19 protein-coding genes are annotated in these 25,699 nt (G+C 64.5%); 12 read left to right on the forward strand and 7 right to left on the reverse strand.

Annotated features, from left to right (window positions below; translation table 11 throughout):
- Positions 1-221: 221 nt before the first annotated feature.
- Positions 222-563, forward strand: a complete 342-nt coding sequence (locus GCN74_RS18520) for a hypothetical protein (RefSeq protein ID WP_152258032.1) — start codon at positions 222-224, stop codon at positions 561-563.
- 347 nt (positions 564-910) lie between these two features.
- Here the strand turns inward: GCN74_RS18520 and GCN74_RS18525 are convergent, their stop codons facing one another.
- The 6 genes from GCN74_RS18525 to GCN74_RS18550 all read right to left on the reverse strand — a co-directional run bounded on the left by GCN74_RS18525 (position 911) and on the right by GCN74_RS18550 (position 11,975).
- On the reverse strand, positions 911-3,970 hold the full coding sequence (locus GCN74_RS18525; protein ID WP_152258033.1) for an efflux RND transporter permease subunit: 3,060 nt from the start codon (positions 3,968-3,970) through the stop codon (positions 911-913).
- A gap of 9 nt (positions 3,971-3,979) precedes the next feature.
- The gene (locus GCN74_RS18530; RefSeq protein WP_413541552.1) at positions 3,980-5,158 is read right to left on the reverse strand and encodes an efflux RND transporter periplasmic adaptor subunit; all 1,179 of its coding nucleotides are present in this window, start codon (positions 5,156-5,158) and stop codon (positions 3,980-3,982) included.
- Between the two features lie 67 nt (positions 5,159-5,225).
- The gene (locus tag GCN74_RS18535) at positions 5,226-6,731 is read right to left on the reverse strand and encodes an efflux transporter outer membrane subunit (protein WP_152258035.1); all 1,506 of its coding nucleotides are present in this window, start codon (positions 6,729-6,731) and stop codon (positions 5,226-5,228) included.
- 181 nt (positions 6,732-6,912) lie between these two features.
- The gene (locus tag GCN74_RS18540; protein ID WP_152258036.1) at positions 6,913-10,134 is read right to left on the reverse strand and encodes an efflux RND transporter permease subunit; all 3,222 of its coding nucleotides are present in this window, start codon (positions 10,132-10,134) and stop codon (positions 6,913-6,915) included.
- Between the two features lie 3 nt (positions 10,135-10,137).
- The gene (locus GCN74_RS18545; protein WP_152258037.1) at positions 10,138-11,310 is read right to left on the reverse strand and encodes an efflux RND transporter periplasmic adaptor subunit; all 1,173 of its coding nucleotides are present in this window, start codon (positions 11,308-11,310) and stop codon (positions 10,138-10,140) included.
- A 239-nt stretch (positions 11,311-11,549) separates the two neighbouring features.
- Positions 11,550-11,975: a divergent PAP2 family protein gene (locus GCN74_RS18550; RefSeq protein WP_152258038.1), complete on the reverse strand. Its 426-nt coding sequence runs from the start codon at positions 11,973-11,975 to the stop codon at positions 11,550-11,552.
- A gap of 246 nt (positions 11,976-12,221) precedes the next feature.
- On the opposite strand from GCN74_RS18550, the gene GCN74_RS18555 reads away from it, so the two are divergent.
- The 11 genes from GCN74_RS18555 to GCN74_RS18605 all read left to right on the forward strand — a co-directional run bounded on the left by GCN74_RS18555 (position 12,222) and on the right by GCN74_RS18605 (position 23,000).
- Positions 12,222-13,304, forward strand: a complete 1,083-nt coding sequence (locus tag GCN74_RS18555) for a DUF475 domain-containing protein (RefSeq protein WP_152258039.1) — start codon at positions 12,222-12,224, stop codon at positions 13,302-13,304.
- 102 nt (positions 13,305-13,406) lie between these two features.
- Positions 13,407-13,982, forward strand: coding sequence for a TerD family protein (locus GCN74_RS18560; RefSeq protein ID WP_152258040.1), 576 nt, complete (start codon positions 13,407-13,409; stop codon positions 13,980-13,982).
- Positions 13,983-14,113: 131 nt separating this feature from the next.
- Entirely contained in the window at positions 14,114-14,830 is a 717-nt protein-coding gene (locus GCN74_RS18565; RefSeq protein WP_070224704.1) for a TIGR00266 family protein, read from the forward strand.
- A 212-nt stretch (positions 14,831-15,042) separates the two neighbouring features.
- Positions 15,043-16,080, forward strand: a complete 1,038-nt coding sequence (locus tag GCN74_RS18570; protein WP_152258041.1) for an ATP-grasp domain-containing protein — start codon at positions 15,043-15,045, stop codon at positions 16,078-16,080.
- A complete protein-coding gene (locus tag GCN74_RS18575) occupies positions 16,077-17,234 on the forward strand; it encodes a phosphoribosyltransferase domain-containing protein (RefSeq protein WP_152258042.1) in 1,158 nt (385 codons plus the stop codon). The genes GCN74_RS18570 and GCN74_RS18575 overlap by 4 nt, the downstream gene beginning before the upstream one ends.
- Positions 17,212-17,964 (forward strand): HAD family hydrolase, encoded by a 753-nt coding sequence (locus GCN74_RS18580; protein ID WP_152258043.1) that lies wholly within the window; start codon positions 17,212-17,214, stop codon positions 17,962-17,964. The genes GCN74_RS18575 and GCN74_RS18580 overlap by 23 nt, the downstream gene beginning before the upstream one ends.
- A complete protein-coding gene (locus GCN74_RS18585; protein ID WP_152258044.1) occupies positions 17,961-19,067 on the forward strand; it encodes a cysteine protease StiP family protein in 1,107 nt (368 codons plus the stop codon). Before GCN74_RS18580 ends, GCN74_RS18585 begins: the two co-directional genes overlap by 4 nt.
- Positions 19,060-20,046 carry an HpcH/HpaI aldolase/citrate lyase family protein gene (locus GCN74_RS18590; RefSeq protein WP_152258045.1) on the forward strand — a complete coding sequence of 329 codons (987 nt, stop codon included), beginning with the start codon at positions 19,060-19,062 and terminating at the stop codon, positions 20,044-20,046. The genes GCN74_RS18585 and GCN74_RS18590 overlap by 8 nt, the downstream gene beginning before the upstream one ends.
- Positions 20,043-21,287, forward strand: a complete 1,245-nt coding sequence (locus GCN74_RS18595; RefSeq protein ID WP_152258046.1) for a TerD family protein — start codon at positions 20,043-20,045, stop codon at positions 21,285-21,287. Before GCN74_RS18590 ends, GCN74_RS18595 begins: the two co-directional genes overlap by 4 nt.
- Positions 21,288-21,414: 127 nt before the next feature.
- Positions 21,415-21,792, forward strand: a complete 378-nt coding sequence (locus GCN74_RS18600; RefSeq protein ID WP_152258047.1) for a hypothetical protein — start codon at positions 21,415-21,417, stop codon at positions 21,790-21,792.
- Between the two features lie 254 nt (positions 21,793-22,046).
- On the forward strand, positions 22,047-23,000 hold the full coding sequence (locus tag GCN74_RS18605; RefSeq protein WP_152258048.1) for a hypothetical protein: 954 nt from the start codon (positions 22,047-22,049) through the stop codon (positions 22,998-23,000).
- 161 nt (positions 23,001-23,161) lie between these two features.
- On the opposite strand, the gene GCN74_RS18610 is transcribed toward GCN74_RS18605, so the two are convergent.
- Positions 23,162-25,606: a hypothetical protein gene (locus GCN74_RS18610; RefSeq protein WP_152258049.1), complete on the reverse strand. Its 2,445-nt coding sequence runs from the start codon at positions 25,604-25,606 to the stop codon at positions 23,162-23,164.
- Positions 25,607-25,699: the final 93 nt, after the last annotated feature.

The following is a 25,699-nucleotide window of genomic DNA, read 5'->3' on the forward strand; positions in this document are numbered from 1 at the left end:
TCCCTCCCGTTCACGTGGCATGCTTGCGCCATGTCAAAGCGGATCGCCTCTCCTCCCGCCGATGGCCGCTGATTTGTAAATCCGGTGAACCTGCGCGCCCCTGCCTACTCTAATTTTTGCAAGCGATGCCAGCCTTGCTACGACGGCCTGCCCGCACGGTGCCAAACGGCCTGGCGAGGTACGATCACCCACGACAGCTTTCTAACAAGAAAGGAACAATCATGACGGCTCCACTCCCTAGCACCAGCAAGCTTGTCCTCGGCACCGCCATCGTGTGCGCGCTGCTGGGCGGCTGCAACAAGCACAACGAGTCCACTACCGCCGCCCCGCCGGCCACGCCCGCGACACCCGCGACACCAGCCATCAAGCCAGACACGAACGGCAGCGGCACCTCGGGCGCCAGCGGCACGGCCACGCCGGATGCCACTGCGCCTGCCACCCCATCCGTTGCACCGGGCATCAATCCCGACGGCACGGCCACCCCGCCGGCCACCCCGCCCGGTACCACGCCTGGCACCGGGACCGGAGCCGGCACCACCACGCCACCGCCGCGCAGCAGCTAAAAGTCCCGTCCGCTTCGCCCCGCCAGCGGAGCGCGCATGCCTTCCTGGCATGCCATATTTGCATACCGTCCTGGCATGCTATGTTGCTTGCCGTAGTTGCTTGCGCTATTTTCCATCCCGTATTTACCTGCCGTATTTACCTGCGGTATTTGCCTGCCGTATTTGCCTGCCGTATTTACCTTCGGCATTTCAACGCCGTACCAGCATGCGGTACTTGCATATGGCATCGGTGCGATGCAGAAAAAGAGCCTTCCCACGAAGGCTCTTTTCGCGTCCGCGATCTGCTACGGCGAGCATTGCGGCAGTGCTTCTTGATCCGGCAACCACGATCTCGCCGGCGCGCTCCGTCAATGGGCGGGCACGGTCTTGCCGGCCGTCCGCGCGCCGAGCGCCTGGTGGTCCGCCGCCAGGAACAGGTACATGGCCGGCACCACGAACAGGGTAAACAGGGTGCCGATGGACAGGCCCGTGAAAATCACCAGTCCCATCGCGTGGCGCCCGGCCGCGCCCGCCCCCGAGGCGATCACCAGGGGCAGCACGCCGAACACCATGGCCGCCGTCGTCATCAGGATGGGACGCAGGCGCACGGCAGCGGCCGCTTCGACGGCTTCACGCTTGCTCTTGCCCGTCTTTTGCAGCTGATTGGCCACTTCCACGATCAGGATGCCATGCTTGCTGATCAGTCCCATCAAGGTCACCAGGCCCACTTCCGTATAGATGTTGATCGATGCAAAGCCGAGGAAGATGAACATGGTGGCGCCAAACAGGGCCAGCGGCACGGAAACGAGGATCACGACGGGATCGCGGAAGCTCTCGAACTGCGCCGCCAGCGCCAGGAAGACGATCACCACGGCAAACAGCATGGTGACGATGAAGCCGCCCGATTCCTGCACGAACTGGCGCGACTGCCCCGCATAATCGACCGTGTAGCCGCTGGGCGCCACCTGGGCCAGCGTGTCGCGCATGAAGGCCAGCACCTCGCCCTGCGAGGCACCGGACACGCCGGACAGGGTGACGGAGTTCAGTTGCTGGAAGCGGTTGATCGACTCGGGCACGACATCGTACTGGATATGCGCCACCGTGCTGGCCGGTATCATCGTGCCGTCGGGCGTCTTGATATGGAAGTCCAGCACGGCCGAGGGATTCAGGCGGTCGACCTGCAGCACCTGCGGAATCACTTTATACGAGCGTCCCGCGATGGAGAAATAATTGACGTAGGCGCCGCCGAGGGCCGCTCCCAAGGCCGCCCCGACATCCTGCTGCGTCATGCCCAGCGCGGCAACGCTGTCGCGGTCGATCACGACGGTGGCTTGCGGCTTGTCGATCTTCAAGTCCGTGTCGATGAAATAGAACTTGCCCGACGAGCGCGCCTTCTCCAGCACCTGCTGCGCGATGGTATCGAGGTTTTCAAACGGTTCCGTGGTGGCGATGACGAATTGCACGGGCAAGCCAGAGGAACCCGGCAAGGCGGGAAACTGGAAGGCGGCCACGCGGGCGCCGGCAATCCTGTTCCAGCCCGCCTGCAAGTCTTGCTGCACTTGCTGGGCGCTGCGCGCGCGCTCCCCCCAGGGCGTCATCAGCATGCCGCCGAAACCCGAGTTAACGGTCGGCACGCCCGTGATCTGGAACATCTGGCTGTATTCGGGCATGGCCCTGGCCACCTGGTAGATCTGCTCGGCATACACCTGCATCTGGTCCGACGTGGCCGTCGGGTCGCCCACCACCTGCGACAGCACGACGCCCTGGTCTTCCTCGGGCGCCAGCTCGGACTGCGACATCTTGAACATCAGCCCCAGCACCACCATCAGTATCGCCGCCATGACGATGAGCACGGGCCAGGTATCGAGCAGCGCGTGCAGCAGGCGCTGGTAGGCCTCGTGCACCTTGCCGAAGACGCGGTCGATGGCTTGCACGAAGCGGCCGCTATCCTGCTCCGGGCGGAAAACGCGCGAACACATCATGGGCGACAGGGTCAGGGCCACCACGCCCGACACGGCCACGGCGCCGGCCAGGGTGAAGGCGAACTCGGTAAACAATGCCCCCGTCAGCCCGCCCTGGAAGCCGATGGGCACGTACACGGCGATCAGCACCACCGTCATGGCCAGGATGGGGCTGCCCAGTTCGCGCGCCGCCAGCAAGCTGGCCTCCAGCGGCGGCTGGCCCTGCTTCATGTGGCGGTCCACGTTTTCCACCACGATGATGGCGTCGTCGACCACCAGGCCGATGGCCAGCACGATGGCCAGCAAGGTCAGCAGGTTGATGGAATAGCCGAGCGCCAGCATGGCGGTAAACGTGCCGATCAGGGATAGCGGCATGGCGATCACGGGCACGATCACGGCCCGCAGGCTGCCCAGGAACAGGTAGATGACGATGGTGACGATCAGCAGCGCCTCGACCAGGGTCTTGATGACTTCGCGGATGGACGTGTTGATAAAGAACGTGGAGTCATACACGATTTCGCCCGTCAGCCCGGCCGGCAACTGGGACTGGATGTCCGGAAAGCTGGCACGCACGCGCTTGGCCACGTCGAGGATATTGGCTTCGGGCGCCACCTTGATGCCGATGAAGACGGAGCGCACGCCGCTGAAGGCCACGTTGAAATCGTAGTTTTCCGAGCCCAGCACGACGGTGGCCAGGTCTTCCAGGCGCACGATGGAGTCGCCGCTGCGCTTGACGACGAGCTGCCTGAATTCCTCGACCGAATGCAGGTCCGTCCCGGCCGTCAGGGGCACGGTCACCATCTGGCCCTTGCTGGACCCCAGCGCGGCCAGGTAATTGTTATTGCCCAGGGCGGTGCTGACCTCCGCTGCCGTCACGCCGAACGCGGCCATCTTGTCCGCATCCAGCCAGGCGCGCAGCGCGAACAGGCGCGCGCCCAGCAATTCCGCCGTCTGCACGCCGCTGATGGAATCGAGCTTGGGCTTGACCACGCGGCTCAGGTAATCCGTCACATTATTCGTCGGCAAGGTCTTGCTGTAAAAGCCCAGGTACATGGCGTCCGTCGTCTGTCCTATCTGCACCGTCAGCACGGGCGTCTGCGCCTGCACGGGCAACTGGTTTTTCACGGAACTGACCTGGGTATTGATTTCCGTCAAAGCCCGGTTCGCGTCGTAATTGAGGCGCAAGGTGGCCGTGATGGTCGACACGCCGCTGCTGCTGGATGAAGACAGATAATCGATGCCCTGCGCCTGGGCGATGGCCGATTCCAGCGGCTGCGTGATGAAACCGGCCACCGTCTGTGCATCGGCGCCGTAATAGGTGGTGGAGATCGTCACTACGGCGTTCTGCGTCTTCGGATACTGGTTGATGGGCAGGCTGAACAGGGAGCGCAAGCCCAGCACCACCAGCAGCAGGCTCACCACCATCGCCAGCACGGGCCGGCGGATAAAGAGATCGGTGAAGTTCATGGCGGCGCCTCAGTGTTCCTGCGGCGTGGGCTGCGGGTTGTTGCGCGGCTCGACGACGTTGCTGATCACGACCGGGCTGCCATTCTTGAGCTTGATCTGCCCGCTGGTGACGACCTGCTGCCCCTCGGACAAGCCCGTCAGCACGGCCACCTGGTCGCCCCGCGTTTCGCCCGTGGTGACGAACACTTGCCGCACCACCAGCTCGCCCGCCTTGGGCGGCGGCGCGGCGGGGCCGGCGCTGCCCGGCACGGCGGTCCTGGACGCCGGGACCGGGGCCGGGTGCACGACGAAGACGGTGGAACCATACGGGTTGTAGGTGATCGCCGTCTGCGGCAAGGTCAGATACTGTTTCTTCGCCCCCACTTCCACGTGGACGTTGGCAAACATGCCCGGCAACAAACGCCGCTGGGGATTGGCCACCGTGGCCTCCACCTGCACATTGCGCGTGGCGGGGTCGACCTTGGAACTGATGGCGCTGACCTTGCCCGCAAACGCCGTGTCCGCATGCGCATCGCTGGACAGCTTCAGGGCTTGCCCCACTTGCAGGCCGCCCAGCTGCTTTTGCGGAATATAGAAGTCGACGTAGATGGGGTCGATGGTTTGCAGGGTGACGATCTTGTCGCCTGGATTCAGGTACTGGCCCGGATTGACGGTGGTGATGCCCAGTTTCCCCGCGAACGGCGCGCGGATGGTCTTCTTGTCCACCAGCGCCGCCTGCTGGGCGGCCAGCGCCTTGCGGCTTTTCACGTCGGCCAGGTCGCTGTCGACCTGCGCCTGGCTGATCGCCTGCACGGCAAACTGCTGGCGGTCGCGCGCCAGCACGGACGCGGCCAGTTCGGCGGCCGCCTCCAGCGCGCGCAGCTGCGCCAGATCCGCGTCGGCATTCAGCTGCACCAGCACTTGCCCCGCCGTCACCTCCTGGCCGGACTTGAAATGGATGGACCTGACGAGGCCGGCAATTTCGCTCGTCACGTCGACGCCGCGCACGGCCACCAGGGTGCCCACCGACGCCAGGCGCGGCTGCCAGTCGGCCTTGCGGATGGTGGTCGCCGACACCGTCTGCGGCGCCGGCTTGGGCGAACTGGCCATGAGCTGGCGGATGTGCAGGAAAAAACCCAGCGCCAGCAGGGCAATCAACAGCAGCACCGCCCCCAGCATGATGAGCATGCGTTTCGTGCGTTTCGTCATGGATGCGCTCCTTGTCATTGCCTGCCGCTGCCCCTGCCGTGTTTCAAGGCCCTGCATTGCAAACCCGTCAGTCCGTGCCTGCCGCTACCGGCAAACTTGTTGCCGTGGAAACGGCCGCCAGCGCGGGGCGGTTCCACCAGCCGCCGCCCAGCGCCTGGAACAGCGCGGCACTGTCCGCATGCCGGGCCGCCTGCGCCTGTACCAGGCCCACCCTGGCCTGCTGGTAGGTGCGCTGGGCATCGAGCAAAGTCAGGTAGCTGATGGCGCCCAGCTTGAATTGCTGCGTACTCAGCGCCAGCGATTCGCTGGCCAGCGCCGTTACCTCGGCTTGCTGCTGCAAGGCGGCGGCATCGGCCTCGAGGGCCCGCAGGCTGTCCGCCACATTCTGGAAGGCGCCCAGCACGGTGGCGCGGTAATCGGCCGCCGCGCCCTCGTAGGCGGCGATGGCGGCACGCCGCCTGGCACGCAGCGCGCCGCCGTTGAACAGGGGCTGGGCCAGCCCGGCCGCCACGCCCCACACGGCAGAACTTGCGTGCAGCAGCGCGGGAACGCTGGTGGCCAGCGCGCCGACCTTGCCCGTCAAGGTGATTTGAGGGTACATGGCAGCCGTGGCGACGCCGATCTGCGCACTGGCCTGCTGCAGCAACGCTTCGCTGGCGCGGATGTCGGGACGCTGGCGCACCAGGGCCGACGGCAGCGAGACGGGCAAGTCCTGCGGCAGGCGCAGCGACGCCAGGTCGAATTCAGGCATGCCGGGTTCACTGGGCAGCCTGCCCGCATACACGGACAGCTGGTGGCGCGTCAGGGCCAGGGCTTTTTCCAGCGGCGGCACGCTGGCCCGCGTCTGCGCCACCGTATTGCGCTGGAGCAGTACCGTGGCGCGGGGGATGGCACCGAAACGGAATTGCTGTTCGATCACGTCCAGCTGTTTCTGCTGCGCATCGAGTATTTCGCCGGTGGCTTGCAATTGCCCGCGCAGGGACGCGTCGCGTATGGCCGTCGTCACCAGGTTGCCCATCAGGGCCAGGTACACGGCTTCCAGCTGGTATTGCCGATAATCGACAAGGGCTTGCAAGCCCTCCAGCTGACGCTTGTTGCCACCGAACACATCCAGGGCATACGACACATTCACCGAGGCATTGTACAAATTGAGCACGCCGCCCGTCCCTTCCAGGCGGCTGTTCTTTTCGCGGGTGACGCCCAGCTGGGCGCCCACTTCGGGATACAGCAGGCTGCCGGACAGGGCCCGGTAGTTTTCATCGGCCTGGCGCAAGGCCGCCTGGGCCGATGCCAGGCCGGGGCTGCGCGCGAGGGCATCGCGCACCAGCTGGTCCAGCGCCGGCGATTGAAACAGCGACCACCATTGCGCGGGAATATCCTGGCCGGGCACGAAGCGCTGCGCCTGGCCAGCGGGACCGGGCGCCGCCGCGGTTTGCGCCGGCAAGGGCGCTGGCGTGTAGCTGTCGCCACCGCCAGGGGCAAGGGGACGCTGGAAATCCGGTCCGGCGGTGCAAGCAGCCAGCAGGCAGGCCATGAGGATGCCGAAACTGGGCTGCCGGATGCTGGAGGGCATGGTTCTTGTCCGATACGTTGCAGTGCCACATCGCTGTTGAAAAATATCCCGAAAATATTTCTGCACAGGCTGGCGACTGCGCCCACCCGTTCTACGATTGTAGAGCACCTGACGTAAAAAGAGCCTTCCGAAGAAGGCTCTTTGACCTGGCACAAGGATTACGCAGCCGAGGCTGCCTGACTTACTTTTGCAGGCTGATCGATGCCGCCTTCGGCTCGCGGCGCCCCATCAGGAACAGCACGGCCTTTTTCAGCATGCGGTAGACGAAGCGCACCAGCAGCAAGGTCAGCACGCACTCGAGCAAGGTCAATATCATGGCCACGGCCACGGGCATGCGTTCGGCGCGGCGGTGGAACTTGGCCAAGGCGCCATCGCGGGCGATCTCGATGCTGTCATAGAAGGTCGGCACGACCAGCAGGGTCAGAATCGTCGAGGTGATGGTGCCGCCGATGATGGCGATCGCCAGTGGACGGTAGAACTCGCCGCCCTCGCCCAGGCCCAGCGCCACGGGGAACATGCCGGCGATCAGCGCAAACGTCGTCATCAGGATGGGGCGCAGACGCATGCGGCCCGCATACATCAGCGCATCCTCGCGGCCATGTCCCTCTTCCTCGCGCTTGCGCGCCGCGTCCAGCAGCAGGATGGCGTTCTTGGCGACCAGGCCCATCAGCATGATGATGCCGATAAAGCTCATCAGGTTGAGGGTGTTGTTCGTGATCACCAGCGCCACCACCACGCCGATCAGACTGAGCGGCAAGGACATCATCACGGCCACCGGTGCGGTGAAGGAACCAAACTGCATCACGAGGATCAAATACATCAGGCCGATACCCATGACCAGCGCGATCAGCATTTCCGTGAACAGCTCCTGCTGGTCCTGGCCGGCGCCGCCGAGCGCCAGGCCGTAGCCGGGCGGGAAGTCGATGGAGTTGGCCAGTTTCATGGCGTCGCTCGTCACTTCGCCATTCGAACGGCCCTGTGCATTGGCCGACACGGTAATCGTGCGCTTGCCATTCTTGTGCTCGATGCCGGACGGGCCCTTGCCCATGGTAATGGTGGCGATCTGGTCCAGCGGCACCATCTGCGACGTGCCCGTCACGCTGATCGGCAGGCGCTCGATGTTTTCCGACGCCACGCGGTCATCGGGATGCAGGCGCACGGCCACGTCGCGCGTCTCGCCCGTCGGATCGACCCAGTCGCCCACTTCCACGCCGGCAAACGCCACGCGCAGCGATTGCGCCGCATCATTGACGGAAATGCCCATCGAGTTGGCCAGGCCACGGTTGAGCTCAATCTGCAGCTCGTTTTTCGGGTCCTGCTCGGACAGTCCCACGTCGACGGCGCCGGGAATGGTGCGCAGCTTGTCCATGTAGGCATTCGTGATTTCCATCAGCTTGCGCGAGTCGGGACCCGTGAATTCCACCTGGATCGGTTTTTGCGAACCGTTGCTCAAGTCATCCTGCACCACGTATTCGGCCCCCACCAGGCGCGACATCTTCTCGCGCAGCTCGACGGCGATTTCCTTGGCCGACCGCTTGCGGGTGTTGCGCTTGCCGATATCGACATACACCCGGCCGCCGCCCGCATTGATGGAGCTGTTGGTATCCTTGGTTTCAGGCAAGGTACGCGCCAGCACGGCCGCCGCTTCCAGTTTCAAGCGCGAATACTCGATGCTGCTCGACGATGGCGTGCGCACATTGATCATCAGATTGCCCGAATCGGATGCCGGCAAGAAACTCGTGCCGCCATGCGTGGCGTGCAGGACGATGGCGCCCACCAGGCTGCCGAAGGCGATCACGGCCATCCAGCGGCGGTGATGCAGGGCCCAGGCGATCACGCGGCCATAGCGGTCGGCCTGGTGGTCGAACCAGTGGTTGAATTTTTCCAGTACGCGGCCGATGCCTTTTTTCGGCGCCGAGTGTTCCTCGACCGGGTCGCCCCAGTAGGCCGACAGCATGGGATCGAGCGTAAACGAGATGCCCAGGCTGACCAGCACCGAGCACGTCACCGTCAAGGCGAACGGGCGGAACCATTCGCCGGAGATGCCCGGCATGAAAGCGACGGGAATGAAGACGGCGATGATGGAGAAGGTGGTGGCGGCCACGGCCATGCCGATCTCGGCCGTGCCTTCCAGCGCGGCCGTGCGGCGGTCCTTGCCCATCTGCATGTGGCGCACGATGTTTTCGCGCACCACGATGGCATCATCGATCAGCACGCCAATGGCCAGCGACAGGCCCAGCAAGGTCATGAAGTTCAGGGTAAAGCCGCACAGCCACACGGCGATGAAGGCGGCAATCACGGATGTGGGCAGGCTCAGCGCCGTGATCAGGGTCGACCGCCACGAGTTGAGGAAGGCGTAGACGACGAAAATCGTCAGCACGGCGCCCAGCACCAGCGATTCGATCACATTGTTCAGGCTATGCTGGGCGTTTTCGCCGCCGTCGCGCGTCACTTGCAGGATCGTGCCTTTCGGCAAGGTCTTGTTGATCTCCGCCACCATGTCGCGGATCTTGTTGGCCACGCTGACGGTCGAGGCGTCGCGCACGCGGGTGATCGAAATGCCCACGTTGGGCTTGCCGCTGCGCATGCTCAAGCTGTTGACTTCGGCAAAGCCATCCTCGATGGTGGCCACTTGCGCCAGGCGCACGATTTCCTCGCCGCGGCGCTTGATCACCACTTTCTCGAAATCGCTAGGCGACTCGATGCGGCCCACCAGGCGGATGCTTTTCTCGTCCAGGGTGCCGCGCACCTTGCCGACCGGTGCATTCGTGTTCTGGTTGCGCAGGGCGGTGACGACGTCGCTGACGGAAACGTTATATTCACGCAGCTTTTCCGCCCGCAGCAGCACGGACAGCTCGCGCTTGAGCGAACCGCCCACGTTGACCAGCGCCACGCCGTCGACGGTGCGGAAGCGGTCGGACAGCACGTCTTCGGCCAGGCGCGAAATTTCCGCATGGCTTTGCGTATTCGACGACAGCGCCAGCTGCATGATCGGTTCGGCAGCCGGGTCGATGCGCTGCAGGATAGGCTCGCGCATTTCCGTCGGCAACTTGTAGCGCACGGCGGCAATCGCATTGCGGATATTGTCGGACGCCTCGATCAGGTTGGTATTGAACGAGAACTTCAGGAAGATGCTGGCGGCGCCTTCATTCGAGTCGCTGTTGACCTCGGTCACGCCGGAAATGCTTTGCAGCGACTTTTCCAGACGGTTCACCACTTCGCGCTCGACCGTATCGGGCGATGCGCCAGGGTAAGGAATGCTGACGACGATGAACGGCACTTCGACGTCCGGATTCTGGTTGACGCGCAATTTCTTGAGCGCCAGCAAGCCGACGCACATCATTGCCAGGATCAGGACGATGGTGGCGGTGGGCCGCTTGATACTGAAATCGGAAAGGAACATGGCTTAGTTTCCTTTACCGGCAACGGCGGAGCTGCTGCTGGCCACGGCGGCTGCCGGCACGGCCTTGGCGGCCGTCAACTCCACTTTCTGCCCATCCTTGAAGGTCGAGCCCGGCGTGCGCAGCACGGTGTCGCCGCTGGCCAGGCCGCTTTGCACTTCCCACTGGCCCGTGCGCACGTCGCGCGTGCCGATGCGCAGGGTGGCCTTGTGCAGGGCCTTGTCCTTGACTTTCCACGTGTACGTGACGTCACCCGCCTTCACCAGGGCCGAGTCGGGGATCATCAGCGCGCTGATGCTGTCCGTCTCGATGCGCCCTTCCGCATACAGGCCAGCCACACGCGGTTGTTCCTTGTCATTGAAATCGACCAGCACGGCCACCTGGCGCGTGACGGCGTTGGCGGCCGGATCGACGCGACGCACCTTGCCTGCAAAATCCTGTCCCGGATAACCATTGATGCGGAACAGCACGGGCTGGCCCACCTTGACGACGCCGATCTTGTCGGCCGACACCAGGCCTTCCAGGCGCATGCTGGTTGGATCGATGACCTTGATCAATTCCTTGCCGATTTGCGCCGTATCGCCATTCGATACCTTGCGCTCGCTCACGATGCCGTCGAACGGCGCACGCACGAGGGTGCGCTGCAACTGCTGGCGCGCCTGGACGGCGCGGCTCTTCGCGGCGGACAGGTCGCTTTGCGCATTGTTGCGGCGGATTTCCGCGTCTTCCAATGCCTGCGTCGAGGTCATGCCCGAGGCGCGCAGGGTTTTCATGCGCTGGAACATGCGTTCGGACTGTTCCAGCACCTGGCTGGCGGCGCGGCTGGCTTCCTCGGCCGAATTGAGGCTGTCGCGGATGGACGTTTCATCCAGGCGCACCAGCACGTCGCCCCGCTTGACGGCTTCGCCGTTTTCCTTCATGACCTGGATCACCACGGCCGACACTTCCGCGCGCAAGTCCGCGTTGCGCTCCGGCTGCACGGAACCGGTGATGACGGGGCCCGACGCCAGCGCATTGCTTTGTATGGTCAGCAGGTCTTCCGGGGACACGAGCAGATTGGCGGCGGCGCCCGCCTGTTCCTTGGCGCCTTTGCCGCCCTTGCCGGGATCTTTGGACTCTTTGCCACAAGCGGTCAAGGCAGAAGCGATTGCCAGAACAAACAGGGTTTTGCGCAACATGGGTAATTCTCCGGATAGATAGTACCGCTACCGTCCCGGCGGCCCGGATAGGGCAGCAGGCGATAGCAAGCATTTATTTTTATTAAAACCACAAGCGCCAAAGTATCCATGAGCGCGTCCGGGCATGTCAATCGGCCGTTTCCTGTAATGCTTTAATCAATGGATGAAACGTAGTTTTTACGCCCTGAAACGCAAAACCCCGCCTTGAAGCGGGGTTTTGCGTTGCCGGAAAAGCGGGCCTAGCGGGCGAAAACGTAGTTGATCAGGAAACCGATGGCCACGCCCGTGCACAGGCCGCCGGCGATCTCGACCAGGGTATGCCCCATGCGCTCGCGCAAGGTCTTGTGCGCGGGGCTGGACGCTTCCCCGGCCAGGCGGTTGATGGCCGCCGCCTGCTTGCCCACGTGCTGGCGCAGGCTGTTGGCGTCGATGATGACGATGAAGGCCAGGGTGACGGCCACGCCGAAGGCGGGATGGCCTATGCCTTCCCGCAAGGCGATCAGTGTGGCCATGCTGGAAACGACGGCGCTGTGGTTGCTGGGAAAGCCGCCATTGCCGACCAGGCCAAATGCCCATTGCCGCGTGCGGACACTGTTGATCAGGAATTTGATCGGTCCGACCAGGATCCAGGTGATCAGGGGCGTGACGAGGTAAGCGATATCCACGGGGTATTCCTTCTTATATGTCTGTAAAGTGTGTGAGGGGCTGCGGCAGCCGGAGGGGCGCGCCGCAATTATCGCAGATCGGCCACGCCAGCAGAACTGTCTGTCGCCCGCCTATAAAACGCCGCCCCTGGCGGCAACTAATATAAAATCATGGCATATACAACAATTGACGTATATCAACATTGAGTGCGGCGCACACAGCGGCGCGGATAATCAAACGTCTTCCATACTTGCAACGGGGTCCTCATGCGGCATTTCAGAATTTCCTTTTTAGTCACTTTTATCCTGATGGCGGTGTCGGGCTGGTGGGGTTACAGCCACGGCGGCATGCCCGGACTGATCCAGGCGCTGTGGATCACGGGCGTGCTGGGCATCATGGAAGTGTCGCTGTCGTTCGACAATGCCGTGGTCAACGCCTCGGTCTTGCGTCACTGGAATGAATTCTGGCAAAAACTGTTCCTCACCGTGGGTATCCTCGTCGCCGTCTTCGGCATGCGGCTGCTGTTCCCGCTGGTCATCGTTTCCGTCGCCACGGGCCTGGGCCTGGTCGACGTGTGGACCATGGCCACCACGACGCCGGACGTGTATGCCAAGCACCTGACGGACAACCACGCACAGGTGGCGGCCTTCGGCGGCGCCTTCCTGCTGCTGGTCTTCCTGAACTTCCTGTTCGACGACGAGAAGGAATTGCACTGGCTGGGTTGGGCCGAGGAAAAAGTCAATGCGCTGGGCACCGAAAGCCTGGCCGTGCTGATCACCATGGGCGCCGTGGCCGCCTGCGTGGCCATGGGCCCTGCGGAACACAAATACAGCGTGCTGGCGTCGGGCATCGTCGGCATCGCCGTCTACATCGGCGTGAACTGGATCAGCGGCTTGCTGGAAGAAGGCGAACCGGATTTGCAGGACGACGAGGAAGAAAGCGCGGCACCAGCTAGAAACGGCAATGGCGACCTCGTGAAAACCGTGGCGCGCGGCAGCATCGGCGGCTTCCTGTACCTGGAAGTGCTGGACGCCTCGTTCAGCTTTGACGGCGTGATCGGCGCGTTCGCCATCACCAACGACGTCGTCATCATCATGCTGGGCCTGGCCATCGGCGCCATGTTCGTGCGTTCGATGACGGTCTTCCTCGTGCACAAGGGCACCCTGGACGAATTCGTCTACCTCGAGCACGGCGCCCATTATGCGATCGGCATCCTGGCCTTGATCATGCTGGCCTCCGTCAAGTACCATATTCCGGAGTGGTTCACGGGCCTGTCGGGCGTGGCCTTCATCCTGGTTTCGCTGTGGTCGTCCTTGCGTTATCGCAAACGGCACGCGGCACAAGCTTGAAATCGGGGAAATCGTCCCCAATTGAGAGAGTGATGGCACGAGCGCCTTACGCGCTCATCCCATGCAGGTATGTTTAAGTAAATTACTGAAAAGGAGCACCACATGGCAATCAGTTTGCAAAAAGGCGGCAACGTCAACCTGAGCAAGGAAGCACCGAACCTGAAGAAGATCATCGTCGGCCTCGGCTGGGATCCTCGTTCGACCGACGGCGCCACCTTCGACCTTGACGGCAGCGCTTTTCTCCTGAAAAGCGACGGCAAAGTCCGTGGCGACTCTGACTTTATCTTCTACAACAACCTGAAGTCGACCGACGGCTCCGTCGTCCACACGGGCGACAACCAGACGGGCGAAGGCGAAGGCGACGATGAGCGCATCGAAATCGACCTGACCCGCGTACCAAACGACATCGACCGCATCAGCATCACCGTCACGATCCACGACGCCGACGCGCGCCGCCAGAACTTCGGCATGATCTCGAAAGCCTTCATCCGCTGCCTGAACGCGGAAGGCGAGCGCGAAATCGCCCGCTACGACCTGTCCGAAGACAGCTCGACGGAAACGGCGATGATCTTTGGCGAGATCTACCGCTACAACGGCGAATGGAAGTTCAAGGCCATCGGCCAGGGCTTCAACGGCGGCCTGGGCCCGCTGGCCCGTTCGTTCGGCGTCAATGCCTGACATTCACGCTCGTTAAACCTGCCGGCCGCTCATTGAGCGTGCCGGCTACGGTTTTCCGGGGTGAATTGTATAAATGTCATATCATCACTGCCGCCTGCACAGTTCAGGCGGCTTTTTTTTGGAGATTTATCATGCCAGTATTTAGTGTCACGGGCGACGTCGATCCTTTCCTCCACGTCAGCATGAAACAGGGCGAAACCATCTATTGCGAATCCGATGCGATGGTGATGATGGAAACGGCGCTGGACTTGAAGGGCAAGATGACGGGCGGCCTGGGCAGCGCCATCATGCGCCGCTTCGCCAACGGCGAATCGTTCTTCCAGCAGCACATCGAAGCGGTGCGCGGCAGCGGCGACTGTCTGCTCTCGCCCACCCTGCCGGGCGCCATCGAAGTGGTCGACGTGGGCGCGCGCCAGTACCTGCTCAACGACGGCGCCTTTGTCGCCGCCACTTCGGGCACGGAAATGAAAGTGCGCACGCAAAGCATCGGCAACGCATTATTCGCCCAATCGGGCGGCTTCTTCGTCATGGAAACGGCGGGCACGGGACAAGTGGTGGTGTCGGGCTTCGGCTCCATGTTCCAGCTCGACGTGGAGCCGGGCAAGGATGTCGTGATCGACAATTCCCACGTGGTCTGCTGGGACAATAGCCTGAAATACGAAATTTCCGTCACCACGGGCGGCGGTTCGGGCGGCGGCGGCATCGGCGGCTTCCTCGGCAATATCGTCAACAGCGTGACCAGCGGCGAAGGCATTGTGCTGCGCTTTTCCGGCTCGGGCAAGGTATTCATCTGCTCGCGCAACCGCGATGCGTTCTTAAAATGGACGGCCTCCGGCAAGGCTGGCTGATCCCCGAACGCCCGCCAAAACCGTCGCGAGCGGAAGGGGACGTGGCCGAGAAGCGCAGCTGTGCGAATGCACAGTGAGCATCGCAGGCCGCGTCCACGACGCGCAGCAGGTTTGGGCGGGCGTTTTTCTAAGGCCAGGTTAAGTCTGGCTAGCTAGAATCCCCGCGCGCGCACCTGCGCGCGGCTTTCCCTTTCTTTACCCGGTCCCCGTACATGCAAAGAGTCTGGTTCAACAAAACATTTTCCTCGGTCGGCACGGCCATGCGCCTGATCCGCGAGGCCGATAGCGCCGCCACGGGCGGCCAGCCCCGCTACCACATCGTGTGCAGCAATACGAATGCGCATGCGGCGGCGTTCCTGTCGGCCCACGAACACGCGGTCGAACCGTCGGGATTGACCGGCCTCAATTATGTGGAGTGGTGCCTGGAATTTTGCCGCGACCGCCACATCACGATTTTCTGGCCCGGCAAGGAAGCAGGCCTGATCGGCAGCGCCAGCGCGCGTTTCGCCGCCATCGGCACGCGCGTGCTCAGCGTGGCCAGTGAAGACACGCTGGCCTTGATGCACGACAAGGCGCGTTTCTGCGACGGCCTCGACCTGCCCATGGCGCGTCCGGCCGACTACCGCGCCGTGACCACCATCGCCGACTACGACGCCGCCTACGCCGAGCTGCGCCCCCTGCACCGCAAGCTGTGCATCAAGCCTTCGGAATCCGTGTATGGCCTGGGCTTTGCCGTGCTCGATGAAGAGCGCACCAGCGCCCAGCTGCTGCTGGCCGGCGCCGCCTACCAGATCAATGCGCAGGAGCTGCGCAGCGGCCTGGCGCAGATGGCATCGTTCAAGACCCTGCTGCTGATGGAATACCTCGATGGCCACGAATACAGCGCCGACTGCGTCGCCGACCAGGGCAAGCTCGTGTGCGCCGTGCCGCGCAAGAAGCTGCATGCGGGCGGCAGCGGCCAGCTGATCGAGCTGCGCGCGGACTTGCTGGCGGCCTGCGACAAACTGGCGCGCGACTACCGCCTGAACGGCGTGTTCAACATCCAGTTCCGCGAAGGCGCGAACGGCCTGGCCCTGCTGGAAATCAATCCGCGCATGTCGGGCGGCATCGGCATGGCCTGCGCGGCAGGCCCGAACCTGCCCTATCTGGCGCTGGCCGGTTTCGACCAGGGCTACGACAAGCTCACCGTGCCCGCCATCCGCGAGGGCATGCGCGTGGGCGAAGCCGCGTACGCCGTGGAGCTGCCATGAACCTCGTCAAGAAACAGATGCCCACGGGCGAACTGACCCTGAAGGTGGACGAGGCGCGCTTTCCGCTGGACTGGCTGATCGGCTTTGCCGCGCGCGCCAACGCCAAGCGGGGCTTTTTATTCCTGTCCAAGGTGCTGGGCAAGCACTGGCCCGTCACGCCGCGCGCCATGGAAGCCATCCACGACGACCTGGCCGCGCAGATTCCTCCCAGCCTGCCCGGCCCCGTGGTCTTCATCGCCATGGCGGAAACGGCCGTGGGACTGGGCCAGGGCGTGTTCGAGGCGTGGCTGCGCGCCAACCCGAACGGCAAGGCCCTGTTTTTGCACAGCTCGCGCTACCGCGTGGGCACGGTGCCCTTCTTCGAATTCGAAGAGTCGCACAGCCACGCGCCGCGCCAGTTCCTGCATTTGTCGGACGCGGCCAGCGCCCTGTTTTCCACGGCCCGCAGCCTGGTGCTGATCGACGATGAAGCGTCGACCGGCAACACCTTCGCCAACCTGGTGCAAGTGTGCCGCGCGCGCTATCCGCAGCTGGAAAAGCTGCACCTGGGCGTGATCACCAATTTCATGGGCCAGGCTGCCAATGCGGGCTTGAGCGAGCGTTTCGGCCTGCCCGCCAGCATAGGCGCGGCCTTGTCCGGCCACTACGCCTTCCAGGCCGGCGATGCGCCGGCCCCCGTGGCGGCCAGCGCCCAGCGTTTCGCGGCGAACGAGGAACGGGGCGCCAGTCCCGCCTTCGGGCGCATCGGCGTGGGACGCGCCCTGGCGCCGCCACAAGGCCTGGCCGTGCAGCTGGCGCAGGAAATCGGCGCCGGCGACTCCGTGCTGGTGCTGGGCACGGGCGAATTCATGCACCCGTCGTTTTTGCTGGCGCGCGAACTGGAAGCGCTGGGCAAGAACGTCGTGGTGCAATCGACCACGCGCTCGCCCATCCTGTCATGGGGCTCCGTCGGCCATATCGTCAGCTGCGACGACAATTACGGCGAAGGCATCGCCAATTACCTGTACAACGTGGCGCCTGGCCAGTACCAGCACGTTTTCATCTGCCATGAAACCCCGGCCAGCCCCGCCCTCATGCAACTCGCCGGCCAGCTCAACGGCCGCCTGTTCCACTTTCAGTCAGAGATCAAAATTGAAGAAATTCCTGTTTGTTGACCTGGACGACACACTGTTCCAGACCCCGAAAAAATGCCCGGGCGAGACCGGGCTGCAGCCGGCCGCCTACCTGAAGAATGGCGACGCCTGCTCGTTTACGACGGCGCGCCAGCGCGCCTTCTTTGAATTCGCGCAAAGCGGCATGACCCTGATACCCGCCACGGCCCGGAATGGCGACGCCTTCCGCCGCGTCGACCTGCCGTTTACCAGCTACAGCGTGCTCGATTACGGCGGCATCGTGCTGCAGCCGGGCGGCGCCCTCGACGCGGGCTGGCTGGCGCTGATGCAGGACGACATGCAGACGGCCTTGCCCGGCCTGCGGGACGCCATGCGCATCATCGACGATTTCCAGGCCAAGGCGGGCATGCCTTCGCGCGCGCGCCTGATCGAGGACTACAACACGCCGTTCTACATCGTCGTCAAGGACCATGAAGCGCGCGGCGAACGCCTGGCCGACATCGAGGAACAGGTGCTGCAGCAGTGGATCGCCGCGGAAGGCAGCGACTACTTCATCCACCGCAACGGCAACAACCTGGCCGTGCTGCCGAAGACCCTGAACAAGGCGCGCGCCGTGGCCTACCTGCGCGCGGAACTGGAAGCCGAACACGGCCCCATCGTCAGCTTCGGCATGGGCGACAGCCGTTCGGACGCCCGCTTCATGGCCGCCTGCGACTACGCCATCATCCCCAATGGCACCCAGCTGGCAGCCCTCACGGTGGCGGCGCTATGAGCGAAGCCACGCAGCATTTCAGCGGCAGCTACCGCCAGGAAGACGTCCATTTTCTGCTCACGCCGATGGCGCTCGAGCCCATCCTCGACCTGGCAGAAAAGGAGCGCTTGATCCAGTCGGGCCAGCGCCACTACAGCGAAATGCTGTCGCCCGAATCCTTGCCCTCGCCCGCCTACCTGGCCCTGTTCCAGAGCGCGTTTGCGGCCAACCGCCTGCAGATGGCGCGCGACTGCCTGCGCCTGGCGGCCCTGATCGCGGCGCGCCGCACGGGCCCCATCACCCTGGTGTCGCTGGCGCGCGCGGGCACGCCCGTGGGCGTGATCCTCGGCCATTTGCTGCGCCAGGTCTTCCAGCGCGAGTGCAGCCACTATTCCGTCTCCATCATCCGCGACCGCGGCATCGACGCCAACGCCCTGCGGCACATCCTGGCGCACGGCCATGGCGCTGAATCCATCGTCTTCGTCGACGGCTGGACGGGCAAGGGCGTGATTTCGCGCGAGCTGCGCCAGGCGGTGAACGACTTCAATGCTGCGCACGGCACGGCCATCGACGGCGGCCTGTTCGTGCTGTCCGACCTGGCCGGCACGGCCGCCTGCGCCGCGTCGTCGGGCGACTACCTGATCCCGTCGAGCATCCTGAATGCCACCGTCTCGGGCCTGGTCAGCCGCTCGGTGTTGAATGAAGCCATCGCCCCCGGCGACTTCCACGGCTGCGTGTATTACGCGCAGTTCGAAGCGCACGACCAGTCGCGCGCCTTTGCCGACGGCCTGGTGGCCGACGCCGTGGCGATTGCCGCCAGCAGCGGCATCCCGCTGGCCGAAGCGAGCGATGCGCCCGCCATGGCGGCCCGCTCGCAAGCCTACATGGCCGCAGCGCAGCAGCAGTACGGCATCAGCGACATCAACCTGATCAAGCCAGGCATCGGCGAAGCGACGCGCGTGCTGCTGCGCCGCGTGCCCGAACGCCTGATCGTGCGCGACACGAATGCCCCGGACGTGGCACATTTGCTGCTTCTGGCGCAGGAAAAAGCCATACCCGTCACAGTAGAACCGGCGCTGCCCTACCAGGCGGTCGCCCTCATCAGGAGCGCAGTCGATGGATAACAACTCCCTACATCCGCAAAGCGAACACAAGGCGGCGCTGGGTGCCTCCATGTACGTACCGACCACGCACAAGGACTTGCTGGCGATTGCCAACGGCGACAAATTCAGCCATTTGCGCTCGGTCATACTTTGCACCGAAGACGCCATCGCCGAGCGCGATCTCAGCTACGCGCTGTTCAACCTGTCGCTGGCGCTGCAAAACATGGGCGCCGCATCGGACACCTTGCGCTTCGTGCGCGTGCGCAATCTCGACGTGCTGGCGCGCGTGCTGGGCATGCCCGGCGCCGACAAACTGAGCGGCTTCGTGCTGCCGAAATCCACGCGCCATAACTTCGCCGCGTATTTCGACCTGGTGCGCCACACGCATCACCTGCTGATGCCGACCCTGGAAACGGCGGAAGTGTTCGACGACGAGGAAATGAAGCAGTTCCGCCTCGTCCTGTCGGCGCCGGAGGTGCGGCGCCGCATCCTGGCCCTGCGCATCGGCGGCAACGATCTGCTGGCCCTGCTGGGATTGCGCCGCCCCACCAGCGGCACCATCTATTCGACGCCGCTGGGCCAGGTCATCGGCCGCCTCGTCACCATCTTCAAGCCGCACGGCTTCCAGCTGACGGCGCCCGTCTTCGAGCACCTGTCGCAGGGCAGCTGGCTCGATGCGGAAGTGGCGCAGGACATGGCGCACGGCATGATCGCCAAGACGGCCATCCACCCGGACCAGGTGCCGCAGATCGAGCGCCACTACCAGGTGGCGCAGTCGGACATCGAACTGGCGCTGCGCATCATCGACCCGGACAGCCCGGCCGTGTTCCGCATGCAGGAATCGATGTGCGAAGTGGCCACGCACAGCAGCTGGGCGCTGCGCATCATCGAACAGGCGCGCCTGTTCGGCATCCGCCATGCGGCCGACGCGGCGCCGGCGCACCTGCCGACAACCTCATTGACTCAACTCTCAAGCGACGAAGGGATTGCACGACCATGACCAATTTCACACGCGGACAAAAAGGCAAACTGGCGGACCTGGGCTTGAACGGTCCGTTTGCCGTCACTCTCGATATCGCTTCCGGCTCGATGGAAGTGGACGTCAGCTGCTTCGGCGTCGATGCGGCCGGCAAGCTGTCGGACGACCGCTACATGGTGTTCTACAACCAGAAAAGCGCGCCGGACAACGCCGTCACGGTGGAGCTGAATGGCCCCCGTTCCGTGTTCCAGGTGGACCTTTCCCGCCTGCCCGCCAGCATCGACAAGCTGGTGTTTACGGCGGCGACGGAACAGGGCAGCATGCGCGCGCTGGGCAACTCCAGCATGGCGCTGGGCCAGGCGGCCACGTTCGCCTTCACGGGCACCGACTTCCAGGACGAGAAAGCCGTCATCATCGGCGAACTGTATCGCCGCGACGGCAGCTGGCGCTTCGGCGCCGTGGGCCAGGGTTTCGCGGGCGGCCTGGCGGCGCTGCTGAAGCACTTCGGCGGCAGCGAGGCGGGAGCATCGTCCCCGGCGCCAGCGCCGGTGCCCGTCGCTACGCCAGCGGCGCCACCGCCGGCGAACAAGATCTCGCTGTCGAAAATCCGCCTGGAAAAGCGCGGCGACAAGATCTCGCTCGACAAGCGCGACAGCGGCGGCTATGGCCGCATCCGCGTCAACCTGAACTGGAACCAGAACGCATCGCAAGGCCAGGCGCCCGCCTCGAAACTGGACACGGGCTTCCTCGGCAAGCTGTTCAACAAGCCGGCCGGCCGCGCGGGCGGCATCGACCTCGACATCGGCTGCCTGTTCGAGATGAGCAATGGCGCCAAGAGCGCCGTGCAGGCGCTGGGCAACAGCTGGGGCGCGTATGACCGCCCGCCCTACATCCACCTGGAAGGCGACGACCGCACGGGCAGCGTCAGCAGCGGCGAAAACATCTTCATCAACGGCAGCCATTTCGACCAGATCAAGCGCGTGCTCGTGTACGCCTTCATCTACGAAGGCGTGCCGAACTGGGCCGCCACGGATGGCGTCGTGACGATCGAGATTCCCGGCCAGCCGACCGTGGAAGTGCGCCTCGACAGCGACAGCCAGCACGCCATGTGCGCGATCGCCATGCTGGAAAACCACGGCGGCAACCTGCAAGTGACAAAATTGGTGGAATACTTCGGCGGCCAAGGTAAAATCACGGCGCACCAGGCCATGGACGAGCGCTACAGCTTTGGCCTGAACTGGAAAGCCGGCCGCAAGGACTAAGGGAGCGCTTGGAAAAGTCCATGGCGGCGTTGCATTGCCTAGGCGTACTAATCGTACTGCCTTCGGCAATGCGCCTTGCCCTGAACATTTTTAATGCCCCCCACTTTTTCACCTAGACAACCCTACCATGACCCCTACGACCAAAAAAGTCACCTTTGCCTTCGTCATCTTCCTCGTGGCCGGCTTCCTGCTGCTGGCCGCCTACACGTGGATGGCCCTCAGCTTCTCGTACTCGGAAGGCGAACGGGCGGGCTACCTGCAGAAGTTCTCCAAGCGGGGCTGGATCTGCAAGACATGGGAGGGCGAGCTGCTGCTGACGGCATTGCCGGGCACCATCCCGGAAAAATTCCAGTTCAGCGTGCGCGATGAAGAAGTGGCAAAGCAATTGTCGGCCGCTGCCGGCAAGCGCATCCTCGTCACCTACAGCCAGCACAAGGGCGTGCCCACGCAATGCTTCGGCGAGACGGAATACTTTGCCGACAAAGTCGTGCTGAGCCAGCAATAGAAGCCGCAACACCGCAAGTCCAGCAGTTTCGCGCCGGCCATTCTCGCGCCGGCGCCCTCCCCTCCCCCCACCGATCCGGTTCCGGCAAGAAATGCAGCGGCGCCTGGCGCGCCTCACACATTCTCACTTTCTTATACACTAGCGCATTTAGTTCTGACTGGAACATTCTACTAATGTAGTAAATGCGGAAGATACTTGCACGATCGCATGCCGCCCAGCCAGCCTTCACGGTGCATCCCACTACCTGACACTCCATGCGCATACGCCTTTCCGCCCTGGCCCTGCTGGCCGCCTCGCTTCCCCTGTCCACCCAGGCACAGGACTTGTCCGGCATGGCCGGCGCCCTGAAAGTGAGCTCGACCAATGAGCGCACCTTTGTCGCCGCCGTCAGCTACACGCAGCCCGTGGGCGACTACACCGCCGCCAGCCTGTCCTACATCAACGAAGGCCATCCGGAAGACCATCACCGCGACGGCATGGCGGGCCAGTTCTGGCTGCGCACGCAAAAAGTGGAGCAAGGCCTGATGCTGGGCGCCGGCGCGGGCCGCTACTTCTTCTTCGACACGGCCAGGACCGACGACGGCCTGCATAACTTCGACAATGATCACGGCTGGGGCTCCATCGTCAGCCTGCAGGCGCGCTGGCAGTTCGCCAGCCGCTGGTATGCGCAAGCGCAGCTCAACCGCATCAAGCCCGATGGCAAGGACAACACCACGCACCTGCTGATCGGCGCCGGCTACCGCTACGACGGCGTGCCGGGCGCCAAGCTGCACTTGCAGAACTGGGCGCACGACGACACCTTGACCTTGTCGACGGGCCACACCATCGTCAACAGCTTGCGCTCCGAGTCCTCGCGCCCATTCACGCTGGAGTACCGGCGCGCGGCGGGAAAATACGTGGACTGGACGGTCACCGCCCTCGATGAAGGCAATACCGACCTGGCGCACCGGCGCGGCGTGGCCGCCCAACTGTGGCTGGTCCGCTCGCTCAATGAAAAGGTGGAATTCGGCATGGGCGGCGGCCCCTACCTGGCGTGGGACGGGCGCGACACCCAGGGCCACAGCACGCGCCTGACAGGCTTGCTGTCGGCCGCCGCCCGCTACCACGTCGACCGCCGCTGGGTGGCGCAAGTGGCGTGGAACCGGGTCGTGACCGATTATCACCGCGATGCGGACGTGATTTTGCTGGGGGTGGGACGCAAGTTTTGATGGAAAACGTAAAAATCTTCTCTTCCACTAAAGTAACGATATCGAACAAAACCGTAGCGAGCGGCAGTGATTTGTGGCCGAGAAGCGCAACCGTACTCTAGTACGGTGAGCATCGCCGGGCGCAAAGCGCGCCGCGCAGTAGGTTTGGTTCGGTATCCTGCCTAGCGCGAACGCCAAACGGCACCGGCTGATTCATTCGGCTGCGTCAAGCGCTCGATCACTTCGCGCGTCAGGCTGGCCGAGCTGACCTGCTCGGCTTTCGCGCGGGCGGCGTTCAAGGAACTGGAAAAGACCGTTTGCGGCTGTTCCAGGCTGGCGCGCAGGGCGGCCAGTTCGCGCTCCTGCTGCTGCGCGCGCTCCATCTCCAGTTCCAGCAACTGCTGCTTGGCCGCCGCCATCGCGCGCGTGGTCTCGGCAGCCTTGCGCTGCAGGGCCGCGTGGGCCTGGGCATTTGCCAGCAAGGCCTGTTGCGCGGCGAGCTTCTCGCTGGCGGCCTGCTGCGCGGCCAGTTCCAGCTGTTCGCGCTGGCGCATGGCGTCGAGCGCCTGCTGTTCCAGGGCGGCGCGCGCTTCGGCTGCCGCCGTCGCCTGCTTTTCCGCTTCCAGGCGGCCGGCAATCGCTTGCGAGGCGCGCTCTTCGGCACTGCTGGTCTGGCGCTGCTGCACCAGTTTTTGCGCGATCAGGGCCAGCGACTCGCGCTCGGCAGCGACGAAATCGCGCTCGGACGCCAGCAGCGCTTCGGCAGCTTGCGCCTTGTCTTCTTCCACGCGGGCGCGCTCGCTGTGCACCTGCCCCAGTTCCACGGCCAGGCGCGCCTGCGCCTGCACGGCTTGCGCGGCGGCCGCTTTCTGCTCGCCTTCGACCAGCGCCTGGTCCATCAAGATACGGATGGCATCGGCTTCCTTTTCCGCCGCTTCCCGCAGGGCCTGCTCGGCCGCGTGCTGGCCGCGCAGCAGTTCCGCTTGCGCGCCTTCGGCGGCGATGCGTTCCTGCGCCGCGTTGCACGCCAGCGCTTCCGCTGCCAGTTTTTCTTTCAGGGCGGCGATGGCGGCCTGTTCGGCAGCCACGCGCTCCTGCTCCGCCTGCAGCACTTGCGCCGCCTGCACGGCTTTTTCCTGCGCCAGCTGCGCTGCCTGTTCCTGCGCAGCCAGTGCAGCCGCGCCGGCATCGACCTCGGCTTGCTCGGCCGCATTCTGGCCTGCGGCCAGCTCCGCCGCCTGGCGCGCCAGTTCCGCGCGTTCCTGCGCCAGGCTGGCGGCGCGCTGCTGCTCTTCCAGTTCGCGCGCTGCCGCCACGGTGGCTGCCTGCTCGGCCGCTTCGCGGGCCTTCGTCTGTTCCAGTGCCGCCGTTTCCGCTTCCAGCTTGGCGTGACCGGCGATTTCCGCATCCTGTTCCGCCGTCACGCGGGCCAGCGCCACGGCGCGCAGCTGGCGGTCCACCTCGATGCGCGCCTCGGTGGCGGCCAGGATGCGCACATCGGCATCGCGGCGCGCCTGCGCGCTGGCCACGGCGACCATTTCCAGGCGCTCGCGGTGGATGGCCGCGTCGCGCAATTCCTTTTCCGTCTGCAGGCGCAGGCGCAGCGACTGCGCCGCGTGGCGTTCCGATTCCGCCTGCGCCAGCGCGATGGCTTCGCGTTCCTGTTCCAGGTGCGCCAGCGCGCGCGCTTCTTCCAGGGCGCGCACTTCGGCGGCGGCGCGGTTGAAGGCCGATTCCAGCGCGATCTGGTCGGCGCGCTCGCGCTGCACCGTCAGATCGAGCGCTTCGCTTTCCGCTTCGGCCAGCATCTGCGCCGTCTGGCGCGCGCCATGCGCATGGCGCTCGCGCTCACGGGCCAGCACGGCGACCCTGGCGTCGGCCGAGGCGATGCCCACCATTTCTTCCTTGGCCGCCTGCACGGCGGCGACGCGCTCGACGGCCTGCAGGCGCGCCTGCTCCGTCTGCGCCTGCAGTTCTTCGGCGGCGCGGGCGGCCTGCTCGGCCAGTTCCGACTGCACGGCTACCTGCTCGCTGGCGCGCAAGCGGCTTTCCTGTTCGGCGCGCGCGCGCTGTTCGGCGGCCAGGCGGATTTCATTGTCCGATTCCACGCGGGCGCGCAGTTCGGCCGTCTCCTGCTTGACCGCTTCCAGGCGGGCCACGCTGGCTTGCGCGGCGGCGCGCATGGTATCGAGACGTTCGCGGTTGGCGGCAATAGCCTCTTCGGCCGCCTGCGCATTTTGCTGCGCGGCGGCGGCGGCGGCCGCGTCGATGGCGGCGCGGTCCTCGGCCAGCGAGCGCACGCGCGCCTCGGCCAGCGCGCGGCTTTCGGCGGCACACGTGGCTTTCGCTTCCGCTTCCACGCGGGCAATCGCCTCGTGGATGGCTTTCAATTCCATTTTCTGGCGTTCCGCGGCCGGCGCCTTGGGGGCGGCTTCGACTCCCGGTTCCGCTGGCGGCTGGGACGCAGGCAGCTCGGCGGCTGGCGCAGCAGGCGCGGGCGCTTCCGCCTTGCGCTCCAGGTCCTTGAAATCATGCAGCGAGACGATGCTGTCCTGGTCGAACTCGTCGTCGGCCGAATAGGCGACGGTGAGGGAGGCGGCCTGGCGCTGGTTTTGCTGTGCTTGCATGATTTCTCGCTTATTCGGGTGAATTCCGTTGCTTATGGGAATTTATTAACACCATTATCGAGCAGGCATGCACAAATCAGCGCGGCAAGAAGA

Origin of the sequence: Janthinobacterium sp. FT14W (assembly GCF_009208755.1) — a bacterium.
Taxonomy (GTDB): Bacteria; Pseudomonadota; Gammaproteobacteria; order Burkholderiales; family Burkholderiaceae_D; genus Janthinobacterium; species Janthinobacterium violaceinigrum.